This window comes from Veillonella dispar (assembly GCF_900637515.1).
Lineage (GTDB): Bacteria > Bacillota > Negativicutes > Veillonellales > Veillonellaceae > Veillonella > Veillonella dispar.
The window spans coordinates 1520084-1540521 of the sequence record NZ_LR134375.1 but is presented as its reverse complement, the minus strand read 5'-3'; the positions used below and the strand labels follow the sequence as shown (position 1 = coordinate 1540521).

Here is a 20438-nt window from a genome sequence, read left to right as displayed (position 1 = left end):
GGTTATGACTAAGATCTTCACCAAAATAAGAGCGTTGGTGGATGAAGCATTATCTGATCGTGATACAGCGGTGGATAAGGTGCCTACTATAGAAAAGGCTCCATTAGAACAAGACTTGTTCGACCATCGTTTACTATATATAGAAGAAGACACAGTCAATCGTATGTTACGGGCTGCTCTTCGCAATCATTGGCTCTTTTACGCGGTAACCTTTGAATTTGAGCCAAACAATCAAATATTCCTATCCATTATTACGAAATGGGGGAATGTGATCAATGTGGAATTCACCTTAGAGGATTTATGGTTTGATGATTACTCATCATCCTTTGCAATCCGTCTCGACACAAATAATATAGATACAGGTGGGTTTATTTTAAACTCTATCCTACACTTACTAGGTAACTGGTGCCTCAGTCTCTTTGGTATATTCTTTAATCCTATTGCACTAGGTGAGAAGGGATCTACTATGCGTTTTGAGAAAAAGGGGATTATCCAGTTCGATCTATTACCGAATACACAAGTAAAAAAATTCATACCTTTGCCTGAACGACATATCGGTAGTAATGGTCCTGTTCTATTGGGGAACCCTCGTACTAGTCAATCTGTTTTACAGTTAGATTACTATGCGTTCCATGACCCAGTAGATACATTCACTGTACCAGATGTACCAACCCGTACTAGCTGGCTTCGCTCTATTGATATTGCGGCAGTTCTCTTATTGCCAATCGGCGTGTGGATTACCTTTATTATCTTGCATCACTACTTGCCAACAGAAACTTTAGAATTCTCATTCTCCACATATTTCTTGATTTCCTTAGGGATTTTTATTATATCCTTCTTGGTTATGAATATTCCGAGATATTTGTACATGTACTTTGATTCTCGTAAACAGTGGCAAAGTGCATTTGTGCATAACAACATCAAGATACAAATGCGTAAGTTACACCGTCGCATCTTCATGCAGCAGGCTACACTTACATCTGATTGTGATGAAGATACGGCTAATGAAAGCCAAGAGCGAATTAAACATTTATTATTACAAATTCGTGATAAGCGGTTCCTCGCAAATCGACTTAAAATTGCTGACGATGATAGAATGCGTAAGCAAAAGGTTAAGTTTATTATCGCCTATATCGGTTGTACATTGATTGAGTTAATGTTACTCATGAATTATTAGACATTGATTACTAAATGGCTGAAATAACTGAATAGTTTATAGTAAAGAAAAAACGTATCTCTTTCTAGAGATACGTTTTTTTTATGAAGTAGGACATGTTATGAGTTAACGCTTTTTACGACGTTTGCGAACGGTTTTTCTAATTTCTCGTTCTGTTTCTGATTTAGGTTGTTGCATTGACTCATAAGTTGGTCTATTCACAGACATAAATGGAGGATTCCCATATTGATTTGGTTCCGGTTGTCCCGGTAAAACCCAAAAGAGGAAGCCTATGAGCCATACGAAAAGTTCAAGCAAGTAATTGAATGGCGATACAGCAGAATAGGTGTTGATGAAAATGATGATTACCGACCATAGAATCCCGGCCCATGCATTAAAGCCGATATCGTGAATACGACGGCCAAATAAGATGCAGGACAATGGGAAGAGTGTTGCTAATAAAATCCATATGATGACCCGTGTAAACCAATAAGCTGGTAAGGATACGACAAAGTCTAAGAATAGATCATCGATGTAATGAACGATGTGGAATAAAATCATTAGTACGATAAAACATATGATAAATTGAAGTCGATTTAATCGTCCCGTTAGATTAAAAATCGATAGGCCCATACGTCGACCTTGGAATGCGATGAGCAAACCTACAGTACATATGAGCAGTGTTCGTAATACAACATAGAGTAAATCCATAAGTTCCCCTTTATTTATAGCTTATAGTTGAGTTAATTCTGGCAAGACTAGCTCAAATGCTACACCTTGTTTCATAGATTTTACAGTATCTACTGTGGCTTGAATCGCCTTGGTAGTAAAATTCATTGCTAACTCTGCCGCATCATAAGGTGAATATCCCCTCATTACTGCACCGGATAATACAGCAGTAAAGATATCCCCAGTTCCTGTAGCTTTCACAGGGATAAGAGGAATATCATAAGTTTTTAAATAATCAGTTGGCCCATCATAGACAGCGATAACCGCATGCGTTTCCGATGGTACGCTGGTCATGATAACCATGTCAGGCCCCATTTGGTACAGCCTTTTGCAACGATCACGCAATTCATCATCGCTAATAGGATCTGTAGAAAATGGAATATCTAATAAGAAACAAGCCTCCGTGTAATTAGGCTTTACAATATGAGCCTTGGAAACAAGTTGGCGCATAGCTACTACCATATCAGGTGTATAAATAGAATAGAGGCGACCATCATCCGCCATAGCTGGATCGACGATAATCATTTGTCCCTTATTACCGAAACGATCGATGGCTTCTTCCACGAGATGAATTTGTTCTGGTGATGCCAAGAAACCACTTACAATAGCGTGAAAGTCGATTTCGTTTTTATCCCAGCAGTCCATAAAATCTCTCATATGTGCCGATAAATCTACAAACTCGTAGTGTGGATATTCTAAGTGATTACTCAATACAGCTGTTGCCAATGGAACCGCTTGGCAACGCATAGCGCTGATGATTGGAATCATAACGGTTAGGGCACAACGGCCGATGGAGCTCATGTCTTGAATTGTTAAGACTCTAGGTACTTCTGTCATAGACACCTCCAAAATACTATATATTTTATTGTACGTTATGTAGGGCGTTCTGTAAATGTAATGATGTTATTCATGAAATTAACTTCATAATGTAGTATAATAAAACAGATAGACTTTTTATGGAGGATAGTGACAATGACAAGGTATGTATTTCGACGTCTAGGTGGCACAATCATAATCTTATGGGTCATCATTACCGTAACGTTTGCATTAATGCATGCAATACCGGGGGGACCTTTTACGACTGAAAAGAAATTACCACCTCAGGTGAAAGCAAGCATTGAAGCAAAGTATCATCTTGATGATCCTGTATGGAAACAGTATGGTGATTATTTAGGTGGTGTTATTACCGGCGATTTGGGACCATCATATAAGTATGAAGGTCGTAGTGTGAACGATATTATCAGTGATGCATTCCCAATTTCTGCGCAGCTCGGTTTATTATCATTAATGGTGGCTGTAGTAGGTGGTATTGCAGCGGGTGCTATTAGTGCTATGCGCCCTAATGGTATCGTTGATTATGCGGTTACCGTATTATCTACCATTGGTATTTCTGTGCCTACATTTATTATAGGTGCCGTTCTTGTATATGTGGTGGGCTTTGAACTGGGATGGTTCCCAGTGGCCTTATGGCGTGGTCCATCTTATATGGTTCTACCAGTGTTGACGTTAGCAGCACAACCTATGGCATTCATTGCACGCTTAACGCGCAGTGGCTTGCTAGATGTGTACCAACAAGAATATATCCGTACAGCTCGCGCCAAAGGTTTGGGTTCTTGGACTATTTTGACTCGTCATGCATTAGGCAATGCTATTTTGCCAGTTATTACGTACTTGGGACCATTGGCTGCTAGCCTTTTGACAGGTAGCTTTATCGTAGAAACAATCTTTGCTATTCCGGGCCTTGGACAGTATTTTGTAACGTCCATTTACAACCGCGACTATACGGTTATCCTTGGCATTACGATTTTCTATAGTGCTCTTGTAGTATTTCTTAATATTTTGGTGGATATGATTTATCCGTTAATTGATCCACGTGTTACGACAGAGGAGGGGACAGATGAATAAGGAAGATTTTTTACCTATTGAACGAACTCCTCAAGAAGAAATTACAAGCTTTATAAAACGTCCTAGTAAATGGGCAAGGTTTAAGGTAAATCGCTTGGCCGTAGTAGGGGCTACTATCATCTTAGTGATGATTGTACTAGCTATTTTAGGCCCCCTAATTTCGCCGTATACCTATGCGGACCAATCCCTAATCGATGCGAACCAAAGTCCGAGCTTTAGTCATTGGTTTGGCACAGATACATTGGGCCGCGATATTTATACGCGCGTTATGTACGGCGCTCGCATTTCCTTAACTATCGGTTTTGTAGCGGCTTTCATCAATCTTGTTATTGGTGTTACCTATGGCGGTATTGCAGGTTACCTTGGTGGCAAGGTTGACCGCATCATGATGGGCATCGTAGATGTTTTGTACGGTATTCCACTTTTACTTTACGTAATTTTGTTGATGGTTGTACTTGGCCCTGGTTTAACGTCTATTTTCGTAGCATTGGGCATTGCGTACTGGCTCAATATGGCCCGTATCGTACGTAGCCAAATTTTGAAAGTTAAAAATGAAGAATACATCATTGCTGCTGAAGCGATGGGTATTCCCAAATATCGCATTTTATTGCGTCATATTTTGCCAAACTGCGTGGGACCAATCATCATTACATTGACATTGGCCATTCCAGAGGCTATTTTTACAGAAGCATTCCTTAGCTTCATCGGTTTAGGTGTTAATGCACCTATGGCGAGCTGGGGTGTACTCGCTTCTGAAGGGATTAGCAGCATGCGCTCTTATCCATTCCAATTGATTTTCCCTGCTGTTGCCATTAGTGTTACCATGCTTGGTTTCGCATTCCTTGGCGATGGCTTACGTAATGTGTTAGACCCTAAGGAAGGAGATAGATAATGAATAACGCAATTGTTGATGTGCGCAATGTATCCATTACCATCGATACCTTCCAAGGCCCTTTACGGGTTATTCGCAATCAAGATATCTCCTTACAACCAGGTGAGATTTTAGGTATTGTTGGTGAATCAGGCTGTGGTAAATCTGTACTAGTTAATTCCTTAATGGGATTGCTACCATATGGCAAAACAAAAATCAAAGCCGATACATTTATGATTGATGGCAATGATTGCCTTGAATTTACTGAAGATGACTGGAATGAACTCCGCGGTACTACTGTTGCCATGGTATTCCAAGACCCTATGACATCTTTGAATCCAATCATGACGATTGGGGAACAAATGTATGAGGTTATCCATCGTACCAATGCATATGGTGAGGATTATGACGAACGAGCTATCGCCATCGACTTATTAAAGAAGATGGGCCTTTCAACACCGGAAAGACGATTATCTCAATATCCTCATGAGTTGAGTGGTGGTATGCGCCAACGCGTTTGTATCGCCATGGCTGTCGCAGGTCGTCCAAAAATTTTGATTTGTGATGAACCGACAACGGCTCTAGATATTACAACAGAGGCTCAAATCTTGCGCCTTATGCAAACATTAGCTGTAGAAGCTGGTATTGGCATTATCTTTATTTCTCATAACCTCCGCGTTATTGCTCAAATTTGCGACCGCGTTATGGTTATGTACGCTGGTAAATGTGTTGAATCTGCTACGGTAGAAGGTATCTTTAATGAACCTCGTCATCCGTACACATTGGGCTTGTTACTCGCTTTACCACAAGGTAAATGGCATGGTGAGTTAAAAGCCGTTGAAGGTCAACCACCAGATCTGTTTGATCTACCACGAGGTTGTGCGTTTAATCCACGGTGTAAGTGGGCTATGCGTATCTGTGGTAATCGTATTCCTATGGTTACAAATGTTGGTGAAGGTCACCAATTTACATGTTGGTTAGCTAAGTTGGAGGGACTTTAATGAGTTACGTATGGGAAACTGACAATCTCGTTAAAGAGTTCACTCTGTCAGGGGGCTTATTTAAGCCAAAACACACGGTACACGCTGTACAAGGCGTGAGCCTATATCAATCGCCAGGGGAAACCCTCGGTATCGTAGGTGAGTCAGGTTGTGGTAAATCCACATTTGGCTACACGTTGATGGGCTTGCATCAAGCTACATCAGGTTCTATTTATATGAATGGTCGTCAGATTGATCCTTATGTGGATCGTAAAGCCGTTCATCCTGTGATGCAAATGGTATTCCAAAATCCTTATGCATCACTTAATCCACGTCTTACGGTTAATGCGATTTTAGAAGAACCTTTGGAGCTGGATCCAAAGTATACACCTCGTGATCGCGTTATTCGTGTAAAAGAAGTGCTTGATCAAGTTGGTTTGAACATGTCTTTTGGTGAGCGTTATGCTCATGAATTATCTGGTGGTCAACGTCAACGTATCGGTATTGCACGGGCTCTTATTATGCAGCCGCAGTGCATCATCTGTGATGAACCGATTTCAGCACTAGATGTATCGATTCAAGTGCAAATTATGACATTGCTTGAACGATTACAAGAACAACATGGTATTTCGTACCTCTTTATTTCTCATGATTTAAACATGGTGCGCTACATCAGTCATCGCATGGTGGTTATGTACTTAGGTGCTGTTATGGAAGAAGGTCCAGCACTGGATTTATACGAATTTCCACAACATCCTTACACTCGTGCTTTGACGGCCTTAAATGGTCCTGTTATACCACATGCTCCAATTGGAGCACCTCTTAAAGGGGACCCACCAAATCCACTAGACCCACCGAAAGGTTGTTTGTTTAGTGGTCGATGTCCAGAAGCAGAGGGTCGTTGCTTTGCAGAACGTCCACCTCTTCGTGATTGGGCAGATCGCCGCATCGCATGCTGGCACATATAATGGGAGAATAGTATGGAAAAGTTACTTGTTGGCAAGTCCTTGGAGCATCAACTCGATACAGTTATTAAAGAATTAGCACCAAAAGGAAATATATCCTATGTAGTACTTCAATTTGACGATGAAGAGGAACCGATTATTATCGCTTCTAAAGGGGAGGATACGGTACATTCTAGTGCAAGTTTGATTAAGGTACTCATCATGGAGTATGTGTTCCATTTAGCTCGTACTGAACAGTTAGACCTTAATGATACAGTTCCACTATCTAGAACACCTCGTGTTGAAGGTGGTGGAGCACTACAAGAATTAGTAGCAAAGCATAGCTTTACGTATCTTGAGTTATGCCGTCTTATGATGGTTCTCAGCGATAATATTGCAACAAATTTGCTCATTACAGTTCTTGGAATGGAAAATATCAATGCTCGTGCAGAACAGCTTGGTGTAGATGAGATAGAACTTAATCGCATGATGATGGACTTTGAAGCTCTCGCCGAAGGCCGTGATAATCGTATGACTGCTATGGCGTTAGCTCGTCTCTATAAACACATTTTTGAATGTCGCGATAGAGATTTTTATGGCCGAGAAATGTGGAACATTTTAGGTCGCCAACAATTCCGTGATATTTTGCCATTTTATTGGGGAGAAGATGTACGCTTTCACCATAAAACAGGATCCCTTGATCGCGTAGAGCATGATGGGGGCATATTGGAAACGTTTAGAGGTCATTTTTGCTTTATCCTTTTGATGAGCGATATTGATAATGACCGAGGTAAAGAGTTAGGCGCTCGAGTAGGGCGTATCATGAAAGAATTTGTAGAGGAAGCATTGCCATGATGGATAAACGAAATTTGTTAAAACTCATGGTCCTTGCTCTTGGGGTGAGTGTGCTCTTGTTTGTATTTGGTTATCCTCGCGGGGAACAACCAATTGATGAGCATACAATCCGATATGTTATTGAGCAGGAACCATCCACATTGGATCCAGCAAAGTCTACTACCTCTCCGGAGGCAACGGTTCAACTCCAATTATTTGACGGTTTAGTTCGTTTAAATGATGAAAGTGAACCAGAGGCAGCACTTGCTAAAAGCTGGGATATTTCTGATGATGGTCGCGAGTATACCTTCCATTTGCGACCAGATTTAAAATGGTCCAATGGAGAGCCTTTGACGGCTCATGATTTTGAATACGCTTGGAAACGCGTATTAGACCCTGAAGTCCATGCGGACAATGCATATATGTTATATGTATTAAAAAATGGCGAAGCCTTTAATAATGGTGATGCCAAAGCTGAAGACGTTGGTGTTAAGGCCATCGATGATGATACATTGGTGGTTACCTTAGAAAATCCAACAGCTTATTTCTTAAAATTATTAGCATCTCATAGTTACTATCCAGTAAGTCAAAAGGCTGTAGAAGCTCATGAAAACTGGGCTGCTAATGCAGATACATTCGTGTCTAATGGTCCATACCGCTTATTATCTTGGAAACATAATGGGGAAATGGATTTCATTAAGAATCCAGATTACTGGGATGCGGATTCTGTGAAAACAGAGAAGATGAATTGGCCTATCAGTGAATCCCAAAGCACACGCCTTACATTGGTTGAAGGTGGCGAAGCAGATATGACTGTTGAGCCTCCTGTAGCGGATCAAAAACGCTTAGAAGAGGCTGGTCTATTACATATTGGACCTATGCTTGGTAACTATTATTACGTATTTAATGTGAAAGCAGAACCTTTCACAGACCCTGAAGTACGTAAAGCATTCTCCATGGTTATCAACCGTGCTAATATCGTTAACAATATTGTTCGTGGAGGTAAAGAGGCTGCTTATGCATTTGTTCCATACGGTATGCTTGAAAGCAACGGTCGTGAAGACTTCCGTGAAGCTGGTAGCTATCTCGTTTACGAAGATGTAGAGCAAGCGAAAGAAATCTTGAAACAAGCTGGCTATGATAAGAATCATCCATTGCCTCCAATTACGATTTTGTATAACACAAGCGAATTACATAAAGCGATTGCTGAAGCTGTACAGGATGCATGGGTAAATGCATTTGGTGCAGATGTGCGATTACAAAATCAAGAGACAAAGGTATTCTTAGCTGATCGCGAAGCTGGTAAATACCAAGTAGCTCGTGCTTCTTGGGTTGCGGATTACAGTGATCCACAAAACTTCTTAGAGGTGTTCTCTGCTGAAGACAACGATAGTCAGTACCATAGTGAAGACTATAACGAGTTAATCGCTCGTATTCGTACGACACCAAATGGGGCTGAACGCGATGCATTGATGCATCAAGCAGAAAAGATGATTTTTGATGAAGCTCTAGTAATGCCATTATACTTTACAACACAACCATATGTAACAAACGGAAGTATTCAAAATTATTTCTGGACTACATTGGGCCTTGTTGACTTTAAAAAAGCATACAAATAAGATACACTTAAGACGTACACATTGTGTACGTCTTTTGTTATATTTTACGAGGATATATGAACTGGATTGAACCAAAGCGCTTAGCGCCTGGGATGACCATAGGTATTATGGCTCCTGCTAGTGCAAGCGATGAAGATTTACATAGAATAGAAGACATTTGTAACGCAAGGGGCTATAATGTGCTCTTTGGTGAAAGTGCACATCGTAAAGGACTCTATGGTGGTACACCAGAGGAGCAAGCCCAAGAGTTTCAATATATGATGACCACCGCACCTTGTGATGCGGTGCTAGCTTTGCGCGGTGGTTACGGAACGATGCGTTATCTAGATTTATTAGATTATAAGGCCATACGTAAATATCGTAAGGCTTTTATAGGGTATAGTGATTGTACAGCTCTTCATATGGCTATTAATCGATATAGCCGACTTATTACCTATCACGGGCCGATGGGCGTCGACTTTAAAGAAGAACGTAAGGCAGATATAGATGCTTTATTTGTAGCTGTAGAAGGTAAATTACAAGTTATAGAACCATTACCTGAACCGCCGCGTGGTGCCATTGGTACTGAGCTAGGGGAAGGGATTTTACAGGGCGGCAATATGACGATGCTATCAATGTTGTGCGGAACACCTTATTTTTTAGAGGAGAAATCTTGGGAGGATACCTTACTATTCATTGAAGATGTAGGGGAAGCACCGTATAAGCTAGATCGCATGTTACAACAATTTCGCCTCAGTGGTTTGTTGAGTCGCATAAAAGGACTGGTCATCGGTACATTTACAGATTGCGAAGGTGACGAAGATGAACGGGATTATGATTTAGGCTATGAAGCACTACGATATATGGAAGATAATCGAGATCCTAAATTACCAGAACCTTTTGTATGCTATGTACCAACAGGTCATGGAACGCCGCATCAAACACTACCATTAGGTGCAACGATTAACTTTAGATACATTTCAAACACTATCATTATTCATCCCTATTCGAAATAGACGGACTCTTCTTAGATAGAATAAATAATAAACAGTATAAATTAGATAGTATAAAGGGGCGTTATGACATTACAAGAACGAGAAGCGCAAGCTTGTGCCATTATAGATAATATGGCCCGTGAGTTGCGTAAGCTTTCATTATATTTACACGATAATCCAGAATTGGGGTTAGAAGAGCATAAAGCAGTTAAGGTAATTAACCAATTCTTAGAAACACATAATTTTACATCTCAAGTGGGGCTAACTGATTTTCCAGAGTTACAAACGGCGTTACGTGGTGACTATAACAGTACTGCACAGCATAAAATAGCCTTTTTAGGTGAATATGATGCACTACCAGAACTTGGTCATGGTTGTGGACATAATCTCATTGCTATGATGAGTTTAGGGGCGGCTATTGCCTTCAGTCAAAGTGCACCTGAAACGTGGGGAACGACCTTCTTTGGTTGTCCTGCGGAGGGAAACTATTGGTGGTAAAGTATACATGGCTGAGGCTGGTTTATTTAAGGGCTGTGAGGCGGCACTAATTATTCATCCAGGCGGTGAAAATGAGGTAGGGGGCACATCATTAGCGACGCATCCACTAGAGATTACCTTCCATGGACGGTCTTGTCATGTAGCATCATTAACTGACTCTGGTATTAATGCCTTAGACTGTGCTGTAGATTTATATCAAAAAATAAAAGAGTTAAAGAAAACATTCCCTAAAGGGGCTATTGTAGGGACCATTTTTACCGAAGCTGGTACAGCACCAAATGTAGTAACTCCTAAGGCTACGATTCGCATGACTGTTCGCGGTAGTACGGTGGACGATTTAGAAGGTATTATTTTGCCGGCTATCAAAGAGGCTGCTCAAGAAATTGCAGCATCTTATGGCGCCCGTGTTGAGATGCATCATTATGAGCCTCTCTTTAAGGATATGCGTCAAGATAAACAGTTATTAGATCTCTTTAACGATGTGATGACTGAATTTGGTGAAACGCCCCGTATATTGCCTGATGATGAGGCTGATGGTAGTACAGATGTAGGAAATGTATCTTATGAAGTACCAACAGCACAGCCTACTTTGCAGATTGGGTTAGGTTTAGAGGCTCATACACCCGAGTTCACTTGTGCAGCAGGTTCCGACTATGGATTGGAGCAAGCGATTAAGGGTGCTAAGATTATGGCTGTGGTAGCCTTGCGTTATGCAGTGGGTAAATGATGTTCAATTTTTGACATATAGAGGTCAAAAAGGTACAATAGATATAATATTTAAGTAAGTATGAAACAAGCCGTCTTCAACAAGACGGCTTTTATTCCGGTGGAGATAGATATGAGTGTTTTAACCGTTTCAAATGTAACCCATGGTTTTGGAGCGCGACAAATTTTAGATGATGCATCATTCCGCTTGTTGAAAGGTGAACATGTAGGGTTAATTGGTGCTAATGGTGAAGGCAAGTCTACATTCCTAAATATCATCACAGGCAAAATACCTCCTGATGAAGGTAAAATTGAATGGTCCAACCAAGTAACTGTAGGTTATTTGGATCAACATGCGGTCCTCGAAAAGGGCATGACCATTCGCGACGTATTGCAACGAGCTTTTGATGATTTGTTTGTAATGGAGCAAAACATTAACGATGCGTACAATCGCATGGGTGATGTGTCTGAAGATGAAATGAATAAGCTTCTCGAGCAAGTTGGGGAATGGCAAGAAATTCTTGAACAACGTGGGTTCTATGAAATTGATGCGGTTATTGAGCGTACAGCTGCAGGTTTGGGCCTTATGGATATTGGGCTTGACCGAGATGTTACAGAGCTCAGCGGTGGCCAGCGTACAAAGGTTTTACTTACAAAACTGTTACTAGAAAAACCAACGATTTTGCTCTTGGACGAACCGACAAATTATCTTGATGTAGAGCATATCCAATGGTTGCAAAACTATTTACAAAACTACGAAAATGCGTTCATCTTGATTTCTCATGATATGGAGTTCTTAAATTCTGTAGTCAATGTTATTTATCATATTGAGCAAGCCGTACTTACTCGATATACTGGTGACTATCATCAGTTCCAAGCTGCTTACGAAGTGAAAAAGGCACAAGCTGCCAAGGCTTATGAGCGTCAACAACAAGAAATTGAGCGCATGGAAGACTTTATCCAACGCAATAAGGCTCGTGTAGCAACGCGTGGTATGGCAAATTCTCGAGCTAAACGGTTAGAGAAAATGGAGATTTTGGAAAAGCCAAAAGAGTACATTAAACCAAGTTTTGGTTTTAAAGAAGGCCGTACGCCAAGTCGTTTTATTGTAGAGGCCTTTGGTTTGGAATTAGGCTATGATGAACCGTTGACTCGACCAGTAGATTTTCAAATTGAAAGAAATAAAAAAATCGCTATTCGTGGCGTTAATGGTCTAGGTAAAACGACATTATTGAAAACAATTTTAGGGTTATTAAAACCGGTGAGTGGTGAGTTGGTAAAAGGTGATTTCTTACAAATTGGGTATTTTGCTCAAGAAGATACACCATCCAATTCTGAAACTGCCTTAGATTATATTTGGAATGAATATCCAGCAATGACTAATGCAGAAGTACGTGCAGCGCTTGCTCGTTGTGGCCTTACTAACGAGCATATTATATCGCAAATGCGCGTGTTATCTGGCGGTGAGAATGCAAAGGTTCGCTTATGTAAACTGATGCAAAATAAGTACAATGTACTCGTATTAGACGAACCAACGAATCACTTGGACATTTATGCAAAAGAAGAACTGAGTCGTGCTTTGCGTGAGTTCAAAGGAACTATCGTTTTAGTAAGTCATGAACCTGAATTTTATAAAGATTGGGTTACGGATATTTGGAATATTGAGGATTGGACGACGAAAATCGTTTAGGAGGACCGATGAATCAACGTGCAAAGGACGGGATAAAGCAATTTTTAGCGGCTTTATCTGTTGATACTGAGGCGCCAGAGCTAGAGAAAACACCAAGTCGTGTAACAGAATTATATAGTGAATTATTCAGTGGCGTAGGATTAGATACAAAGTCAGCCTGGGGTGAAACATTTAGTACTGATTATAAGGGTCTTGTAGCGGTTACAGGAATTCCTTTTTACTCTATGTGTGAGCACCACTTGTTGCCATTCTTTGGAACCGTGGATATTGTGTACCAACCTAAGGATGGGTGTGTGGCAGGGCTTAGCAAGTTTCAAGATATTGTTAATATTCTTAGCCGGAGGCCGCAACTACAAGAGCGGTTAGCATCAGAATTAGCAGATGCAATTATGAATGATTTATCTGCTCATGGTGTATTCGTACGCATTACATCGACTCAGTTGTGTATGCTTATCAAAGGGACCATGCAGCAAGATTCAAAGGTTATTACATTAGAAAGCCGTGGTGTACTAGCAGAGACTGGCACATTACGAGATGAAGCGTTGGCAATGTTAGGTGGAGGACAGGCAAATGTTTAAACGTAGAAATTACACATGGAATGATGGCAAAAGTTTATCTTTGTGCGATCGTACCCTTATTATGGGGATACTAAATGGTACGCCTGACTCTTTCTCTGATGGTGGTAAATTCAATACTCCAGAAGCGGCAGCAGCACATGTAACGCAAATGATTGAAGATGGTGCTGATATCATTGATTTAGGCGTAGAATCTACGCGCCCTGGTTGCACACCATTGACAGCAGATGAAGAAATTGAACGCTTGTCCCAATTGATAGACCCTGTACTACATGCATCTACAGTACCTGTATCTATTGATACTTATCATGCTAAAACTGCGGACTATGCATTTTCTAAAGGGGCTCATATTTTGAACGATATATGGGGCTTACACTATGATCCTGATATGGCAGCGGTAGCAGCAAAATATAAGGTACCTGTAATCATCATGCACAATAGTAATGATACAAACTATGGTGACATCATTGAAGATATGAAGGCATACTTCTTCTTTGCTGTAGATAAAGCCTTAAAGGTTGGTGTAACACCACAACAAATTTGGCTTGATCCAGGTATCGGATTTGGTAAAACAGAAGAGCAAAATATTGAAGTTATGCAACGTTTAGGCGAATTAACGGCTTATGAATACCCTATTTTACTTGCGCCTAGCCGTAAGCGTTTTATCGGTTCTATGTTGGGCGGTTTGCCTCCAGAAGAACGCGATGAAGGCACGGTAGCGGCTTGTATTACGGGTGTATTCCAAGGTGTTGATATGGTGCGTGTTCATAATGTGAAAATGCACAAACGCGCCTTGGCCGTAGCAGATGGCCTATTACGAGGTGAATAATGGATAAAATCGTTTTAAAAAACATGGCATTCTATGGATACCATGGCAATTTGACATCTGAACAAGAGCAAGGACAGCGCTTTTTTGTAGATGTTGAAATTACTACGGATCTTACAAAGGCCGGTCAAAGTGATCAGTTAGAGGATTCTATCAATTATGTAGAAGTATATGAGCTTGTAGAATCTGTTATGACTGGAGAAAAACATAATTTATTAGAGCGTTTAGGTGCACTTATTGCCGACTCTTTATACCAACATTATCAAGGTATCGTTGGCTTATCTGTAACGGTGCGCAAACCATCTGTACCTATTGCTGGTATCCTGGATTATGTTGAGGTTGTCACTACAAGAGGTCAAATTTGATGTATACCTATTACATCAGTGTAGGTTCAAATATAGGTGATAAAAGAGGCTATATTAATTCCGCTTTTCACCTATTACAAGGGCATGAGGCCGTTTCAGAGGTTATTAGTTCTTCTTTGATAGAAACGGAACCTTGGGGATATACAGATCAGGCGTTATTTATTAATGGCATGTGGTCTTGTAAAAGTACTTTGAATCCTCATGAAATGTTAAGTGTCCTTCAGTCCTTAGAACAAGGGGCTGGTCGTGAACGACTCATTCACTGGGGACCACGTACATTAGATTTAGATATTATTTTGGCTTTTGATGAAGCCGGTTCTATGATTTCCATTTGTGCTGAAACTCTAACTATACCGCATCCTTATTTTTGGGATAGAACCTTTGTCTTAGAACCTTTACATGAGTTGTTACCAACTTTTACCTATAAGGGTATCTCAATTAGCGAGCGACTAGCTACATTAAGTTTGGCATAGAAGTCCACAAAGATATTAAAAAAATTTACAGTTATACCTAGAATTGGGATTATATTAATAGGGATTTACTGTAATGGCAATATATTATTACGTTTTATGCCTGGGGATTCATAGGGAGTATAAATGAATATAAAACGTATCGGTTTATGCATACTAGCATTAATTGTAGTGGGGCTCTCCTATTGGCTTGCAGTAGGTGGCAATTACGACAGTAAAACAGTACGCATAGACCCAGAAGAGCATACATTAGTAAATTCTAGTGATGCCATCATTTCAAAACGAATATTAGCGATGAAGTCTATCGACTCACAAGTGTACTTTCTAGGTTATGAAGGGTATGGTATTTATAATTTAGCTGATAATACACTTCGGTTGATGCCTATTACCTTTCGTGGCCAACATATTGAGCCACCGAAGACCGAGAATTACCAACGTGGTTTACGAGAGATTACTATGGTAAAAACTTTCTCTGATTTTAGTGGGCCAGAACAATCCGTACTCAAGGATTTGTTGGAATCTACAGATAGAGGAGCTCATTATTATGGGGACTTTTACCATTCAGGTTATGAGTCATCCCTCATTGACATGAAGGACCAATATTTTATAACGAATACGGTACGAGCTTTAAAGCGTATAAATCATACATTGTATGTATATGATGCGTCAGGGTTTATTATCATTGATTTAGATAGTCGCCGTATTCAAGGGTTCTTTAATAATCGTCTAGGTGGAGAAGGACCCAAAGGAGTACCCGATAGCTTGCGTGGCCATTATGGTTCAGATTTCACGATGATATATGCATTGTCCAAGTTAGATCCAAAGGATTTAGAAATTTTATGGTCAATGCGAAAACAATATTTAGAAAAGTCACCACAAGTGATGGAGAATAAGGATTTATTCCCGCTTAATCTTGATGAGATGACTTTATAGGAGGTATATTATGCTTTGGTCAATTATTGTAGGCGGATTCATTGGTTTTGTAGCTGGTCGTATTACTAAAAAGGCGCAAAGCATGGGGATTATTCTTCGTGTTATTGCTGGTTTAGTAGGGGCTTCTGTAGGTCAAGCTTTGCTTGGTACTTGGGGCCCAAGTCTTGCAGGCATGGCATTAATTCCGTCCATCGTTGGTGCAGTTATAGTGATTGCTGTAGTAAGCTTCTTTACTGGACGAGACTAACTATATAATAGAAGGACTATTATAGGATTTCCTATAATAGTCTTTTTTTATCGCTATAAATCTATTTTCTTATATACCTATGAGAAAATAGGTATATAATAGTTTATGTATTTTACAAGCAATATGTTTTAATATAACTTAACATTGTCGATTCATATAATGGCAATCGCTGGTTTAAGTGGAATTGTATTAGAAGATGTATATCTTTTAGTGCGAATCGTAGGAGGCGCTTATGAAATTACGTAAAGTAGGTATTATTGGCACTGGACATGTAGGTTCTCATGTAGCATTTTCTCTTGCTCTACAAGGTGAAGTAGATGAACTATATATGATGGATATTGACGAGAAAAAAGCTAAAGCACAAGCAATGGATATAAATGATGCTGTTAGCTATATTCCTCATAAAGTAACAGCTACTGCAGGTCCTATTGAAGATTGTGGGGATTGTGATATTCTCGTATTTAGCGCTGGTCCTTTACCAAATTTATATCAAGATCGTTTAGAAAGTCTTGGTGATACAGTAGAGGTTTTAAAGGATGTTATTCCTCGAATTAAAAAGTCTGGCTTTGATGGTTTTATTATCTCTATTTCTAATCCTGCTGATGTTGTTGCTACTTATTTATGTAAACATTTAAATTGGAATCCAAAACGTATTATTTCCAGTGGTACAGCTTTAGATTCAGCGCGATTACAAAAAGAATTGGCGCGCATTTTTAATATTAGTAACCGTACAATTACAGCGTATTGTTTAGGTGAACATGGTGGTAGTGCTATGGTGCCATGGTCTCATGTTTATGTACAAGGAAAACCGTTAGTACAATTACAACAAGAATTGCCTCATAGATTCCCTACACTTGATCATACTCAAGTGCTAGATGATGTAAAAATTGGTGGTTACCACGTATTGGCTGGTAAAGGCTCCACAGAGTTCGGCATTGCTAGTGCAACAACAGAATTAATTCGTGCTGTATTCCATGACGAAAAGAAAGTGTTGCCATGTTCTTGTTATCTAGATGGCCAATATGGTGAAGAAGGAATCTTTGCATCGACTCCAGCAGTTATTGGCAAAGATGGTATCGAAGATGTATTTGAATTGAAGCTTACTGAAGATGAATTAGCTTTATTTAAAAAGTCTTGTGCCGTAATTCGTGAATATGCTCATAAAGCAGAGACTTTATAAGGCCATAGTGGCTGTTACTAATAAATCTATCTCTGATAAGACCTTTTTAACTATATGATAGATATAAGATAAACTATAGATAATTTTATTTAGTCCCTAACGAGGTTCTGTGATATAATTAAAAAATGACAGTATACAGATGATGAATATTTTTGGGGGATATTATGACTCAAGACACTATGGAAGTACAACGTCCAAAAAAGCCGCGCAAACGGGTTAGACCTAATCGCAAAGCGCAGGATCAACGTATTATCCTCATGTGGATCAAGCGAATTGGTATAGGGATTATGGTGCTGCTATTATTAGGGCAAGCCTATCGCTTGGTGGCTGTATATCAAGAAAAACAACATATTGAGCAACAATTGCAAGAATTAAAACAGCGAAATGAAGAATTAGAACAGGAAAAGGCTAAGTTGCAAGATCCAAAGACCATTGAGGGGGTGGCTCGTGAGGAGCTCGGCCTTGTAAAACCTGGTGAAGTGCCTTATGTAAAATAGGTTTGACTGTAGTAATTTAGATTCGCATTAGTTTGTAGTTTGAGGTTTCCGTATTAATTAGGAGGTTGCATGGCAATCGAAGTTGGTAACATTATTGATGGTACCGTATCTGGTATTACAAAATTCGGCGTATTTGTTGATTTAGGAGAGAAGCAAACAGGTCTAGTTCATATTTCTGAAGTAGCTCATGGGTATGTCGAAGATATTAATACCGTATTAAAGGTTGAAGATCCAGTAAAGGTTAAGGTTTTATCTATTGAAGGTAATAAAATCGGCCTTTCTATTCGTCAAACACAACCTAAAGAGACAGCAAGTGAAGAGCGACGTCCTCGTCGTGTTCAATCTAAACAAAGCACAGAGGCTTTTGAAGCAAAGATGAAATCATTCTTGCGCGATAGCAATGAACGCTTACACGATTTAAAACGCAATACAGAAGGTAAACGCGGAGGCCGAGGCGGTCGTCGAGATTAATAGTGAGAGATGGCATTGAGCCATCTCTTTACTTATGTATAGGCCTTAACAGTATAATAGTGTTAGAGGCATACTAATTATGTAAGGAGCAATTATGAAGTTAGCTATTATTGATATTGGATCAAATTCAGTACGCTTATTATTGGCTACTTATGAAAATAATATATGGCACTATGAGCCGAAACAGTTGTGGACTACTCGTTTAGGCCAACGTAATTCAGATGGTACATTGCGTACTGAATCGATGGAAGCGTCCTATCAAGCTTTTACAGAAATAAAAAAACTAGCAGACCAATATGGGGTGGAATGCTGCTTTGGTTTTGCAACGAGCGCTGTTCGTGAAGCATCTAATGGCCTTGAATTTATGGAGCACGTTAGCGAACATTGTCCGATGGAATGGCGTATTCTCACGGGCGATGAAGAGGCTATTTATGGCTTTAATGGTGCCTTAGGAGATCAGTTGAATGATGGTCGTCACTATACAACTATCGATATCGGTGGCGGTAGTACAGAGCTAGCATTAGGCAATAAGGACGGCGTTTACTGGAGCCGATCTTATCCTGTAGGGGCTGTACGCCTTCAATCTATGTCTGATGAAGGTCCTCAACGAGTATGGGAAGAAACTCGATTACTTTGGGATCCGATGATGATTCAAGGTGAATTTGGTGAATTCATTGGTATCGGTGGTACATTAACGACGCTAGCTGCTATAGATTTAGGCCTTGAAAATTATGATGGTACAAAGGTGCAAGGTCATAAATTAAGTCGTGAAACAGTAGAGGGCATTATTCTAAACTTGCGTTACATGAGTCGCGACGAGAGATTACAGGTAAAAGGTTTACCTGCAGGCCGTGCTGATATCATCGTAGCTGGTGCAGAAATTTTGACGTCCTTTATGGATGCCTATGAGGTTCCTCATGTATTTGTGAGCGATCAAGATGGTATGGAGGCGATGGCTCGTGAATGTAAAAGAACTTATTCGAACCATTAATCACACCTTAAAATCACATAATCTATTTCCTGAAAATAGTCGAATTCTAGTAGCTTGCTCTGGTGGTCCCGATTCAATGGCTCTATTGTATTTGTTACATGATATTGCTACGCATCGTCATACAACATACAAAATAGGTGTAGCCATTGTGGATCACTGTATTCGCCCTGAAAGTAAAGATGAGGTCTTATGGCTCCAACATCAAGTGGAAGAATTAGGTCTGCCATTTTATTCCGCTACCTTTGATGTACCGAGCCTAAGTAAGGAACATAAAAAGTCTGAAGAAACTATAGGCCGCCAAGTACGTTATCAATGGTTAAATGAAATTGCCCAGTCTGAGGGGTATGATTATATTTCAGTAGCTCACCACAAAGACGATCAAGCTGAGTCGATTCTAGCGCATCTCATTAGAGGTACAGGATTAAACGGGCTAACAGGTATGGCTGTAGTCAGCAATGACTATGATATTCCTGTGATTAGACCTTTATTAGATGTTCCAAAAGAGGAATTATTAGCTTATTTAGCCGATAGAAAGCTCACGTATTGTATTGATTCTACAAATGATGATATTCGATACCAGCGAAATAAAATTCGTCATCGCGTTATACCTGAGTTAGAATCGATTAACCCTAATGTAGTAGATGCTATCGCTAGATTAGGAGGTTCTGTAAGTGAAGATTTAGCTGTGATCTCTGATTTGACAGTGCAAGCTTTTAAGCGATTAGTGACTATTGATAAGGGTGAAATGCGTTTATCTCGTAGGGCTTTACGAAAGGAACCATTAGCCATACAACGTCGTTTGTGGCAGCGTTTGGTAAGCTCTATTGACTCTGATATAACGCTTACTACAGCCCATCAAGAGCAATTACTAGATATTGTTAACACCGGAGAAGCGAAAACTTTCACTATAAAAAGTATAAAAGTAATTGCTCAATGTGATACAATAAAGGTATATTGCAAACATTAATATGAATCGTG

At 40.0% G+C, this 20438-nt stretch carries 22 protein-coding genes and 1 pseudogene; 21 read left to right on the top strand and 2 right to left on the bottom strand.

The genetic code is table 11. The features are described 5' to 3' along the window. Positions 1 to 4 precede the first annotated feature (4 nt). The gene (locus tag EL171_RS07145) at positions 5 to 1177 is read left to right on the top strand and encodes a hypothetical protein (protein ID WP_005387195.1); all 1173 of its coding nucleotides are present in this window, start codon (positions 5 to 7) and stop codon (positions 1175 to 1177) included. Between the two features lie 105 nt (positions 1178 to 1282). Here EL171_RS07145 and EL171_RS07140 read toward each other — a convergent pair whose 3' ends face one another. Both EL171_RS07140 and EL171_RS07135 read right to left on the bottom strand, forming a co-directional pair. Continuing rightward, complete coding sequence (locus tag EL171_RS07140) at positions 1283 to 1867, bottom strand: DUF805 domain-containing protein (RefSeq protein ID WP_005387196.1); 585 nt, start codon at positions 1865 to 1867, stop codon at positions 1283 to 1285. 21 nt (positions 1868 to 1888) lie between these two features. Next, entirely contained in the window at positions 1889 to 2722 is an 834-nt protein-coding gene (locus EL171_RS07135; RefSeq protein WP_005387198.1) for a pyridoxamine kinase, read from the bottom strand. A gap of 135 nt (positions 2723 to 2857) precedes the next feature. On the opposite strand from EL171_RS07135, the gene EL171_RS07130 reads away from it, so the two are divergent. From EL171_RS07130 to tilS, 20 genes and pseudogenes are all read left to right on the top strand, one after another. Then, positions 2858 to 3790, top strand: a complete 933-nt coding sequence (locus EL171_RS07130; protein WP_005387200.1) for an ABC transporter permease — start codon at positions 2858 to 2860, stop codon at positions 3788 to 3790. Then, a complete protein-coding gene (locus EL171_RS07125; RefSeq protein WP_005387203.1) occupies positions 3783 to 4682 on the top strand; it encodes an ABC transporter permease in 900 nt (299 codons plus the stop codon). Before EL171_RS07130 ends, EL171_RS07125 begins: the two co-directional genes overlap by 8 nt. Next, entirely contained in the window at positions 4682 to 5662 is a 981-nt protein-coding gene (locus EL171_RS07120) for an ABC transporter ATP-binding protein (protein ID WP_005387205.1), read from the top strand. The genes EL171_RS07125 and EL171_RS07120 overlap by 1 nt, the downstream gene beginning before the upstream one ends. Then, complete coding sequence (locus tag EL171_RS07115) at positions 5662 to 6609, top strand: ABC transporter ATP-binding protein (protein ID WP_005387207.1); 948 nt, start codon at positions 5662 to 5664, stop codon at positions 6607 to 6609. The genes EL171_RS07120 and EL171_RS07115 overlap by 1 nt, the downstream gene beginning before the upstream one ends. Before the next feature lie 12 nt (positions 6610 to 6621). Further along, positions 6622 to 7440, top strand: coding sequence for a serine hydrolase (locus tag EL171_RS07110; protein ID WP_005387208.1), 819 nt, complete (start codon positions 6622 to 6624; stop codon positions 7438 to 7440). Continuing rightward, positions 7437 to 9038, top strand: a complete 1602-nt coding sequence (locus EL171_RS07105; protein WP_005387210.1) for a peptide ABC transporter substrate-binding protein — start codon at positions 7437 to 7439, stop codon at positions 9036 to 9038. The genes EL171_RS07110 and EL171_RS07105 overlap by 4 nt, the downstream gene beginning before the upstream one ends. 56 nt (positions 9039 to 9094) lie before the next feature. Then, a complete protein-coding gene (locus EL171_RS07100; RefSeq protein ID WP_005387212.1) occupies positions 9095 to 10033 on the top strand; it encodes a S66 peptidase family protein in 939 nt (312 codons plus the stop codon). A gap of 63 nt (positions 10034 to 10096) precedes the next feature. Beyond that, positions 10097 to 11237, top strand: a pseudogene (locus EL171_RS10070) (amidohydrolase). 111 nt (positions 11238 to 11348) lie between these two features. After that, positions 11349 to 12905, top strand: coding sequence for an ABC-F family ATP-binding cassette domain-containing protein (locus EL171_RS07090; RefSeq protein ID WP_039969441.1), 1557 nt, complete (start codon positions 11349 to 11351; stop codon positions 12903 to 12905). 8 nt (positions 12906 to 12913) lie between these two features. Next, positions 12914 to 13483 (top strand): GTP cyclohydrolase I, encoded by a 570-nt coding sequence (gene folE / locus EL171_RS07085; protein WP_005387220.1) that lies wholly within the window; start codon positions 12914 to 12916, stop codon positions 13481 to 13483. After that, positions 13476 to 14309: a dihydropteroate synthase gene (folP, locus tag EL171_RS07080; protein ID WP_005387222.1), complete on the top strand. Its 834-nt coding sequence runs from the start codon at positions 13476 to 13478 to the stop codon at positions 14307 to 14309. Before folE ends, folP begins: the two co-directional genes overlap by 8 nt. Further along, positions 14309 to 14671: a dihydroneopterin aldolase gene (gene folB, locus EL171_RS07075; protein ID WP_005387223.1), complete on the top strand. Its 363-nt coding sequence runs from the start codon at positions 14309 to 14311 to the stop codon at positions 14669 to 14671. Before folP ends, folB begins: the two co-directional genes overlap by 1 nt. Then, on the top strand, positions 14671 to 15144 hold the full coding sequence (gene folK / locus EL171_RS07070) for a 2-amino-4-hydroxy-6-hydroxymethyldihydropteridine diphosphokinase (protein WP_005387225.1): 474 nt from the start codon (positions 14671 to 14673) through the stop codon (positions 15142 to 15144). Before folB ends, folK begins: the two co-directional genes overlap by 1 nt. A gap of 123 nt (positions 15145 to 15267) precedes the next feature. Next, positions 15268 to 16074 (top strand): hypothetical protein, encoded by an 807-nt coding sequence (locus EL171_RS07065; RefSeq protein WP_005387227.1) that lies wholly within the window; start codon positions 15268 to 15270, stop codon positions 16072 to 16074. A 10-nt stretch (positions 16075 to 16084) separates the two neighbouring features. Continuing rightward, the gene (locus EL171_RS07060; RefSeq protein WP_005387228.1) at positions 16085 to 16321 is read left to right on the top strand and encodes a GlsB/YeaQ/YmgE family stress response membrane protein; all 237 of its coding nucleotides are present in this window, start codon (positions 16085 to 16087) and stop codon (positions 16319 to 16321) included. Positions 16322 to 16553: 232 nt separating this feature from the next. Then, positions 16554 to 17501, top strand: coding sequence for an L-lactate dehydrogenase (locus EL171_RS07055; protein ID WP_005387229.1), 948 nt, complete (start codon positions 16554 to 16556; stop codon positions 17499 to 17501). A 164-nt stretch (positions 17502 to 17665) separates the two neighbouring features. After that, the gene (locus tag EL171_RS07050) at positions 17666 to 17998 is read left to right on the top strand and encodes an FtsB family cell division protein (protein WP_005387230.1); all 333 of its coding nucleotides are present in this window, start codon (positions 17666 to 17668) and stop codon (positions 17996 to 17998) included. 69 nt (positions 17999 to 18067) lie between these two features. Further along, positions 18068 to 18469: a S1 RNA-binding domain-containing protein gene (locus EL171_RS07045; protein ID WP_005387231.1), complete on the top strand. Its 402-nt coding sequence runs from the start codon at positions 18068 to 18070 to the stop codon at positions 18467 to 18469. 94 nt (positions 18470 to 18563) lie between these two features. Then, the gene (locus EL171_RS07040) at positions 18564 to 19460 is read left to right on the top strand and encodes a Ppx/GppA phosphatase family protein (protein ID WP_005387232.1); all 897 of its coding nucleotides are present in this window, start codon (positions 18564 to 18566) and stop codon (positions 19458 to 19460) included. After that, positions 19429 to 20427 (top strand): tRNA lysidine(34) synthetase TilS, encoded by a 999-nt coding sequence (tilS, locus tag EL171_RS07035; RefSeq protein ID WP_005387233.1) that lies wholly within the window; start codon positions 19429 to 19431, stop codon positions 20425 to 20427. Before EL171_RS07040 ends, tilS begins: the two co-directional genes overlap by 32 nt. The last annotated feature ends 11 nt before the right edge of the window (positions 20428 to 20438 follow it).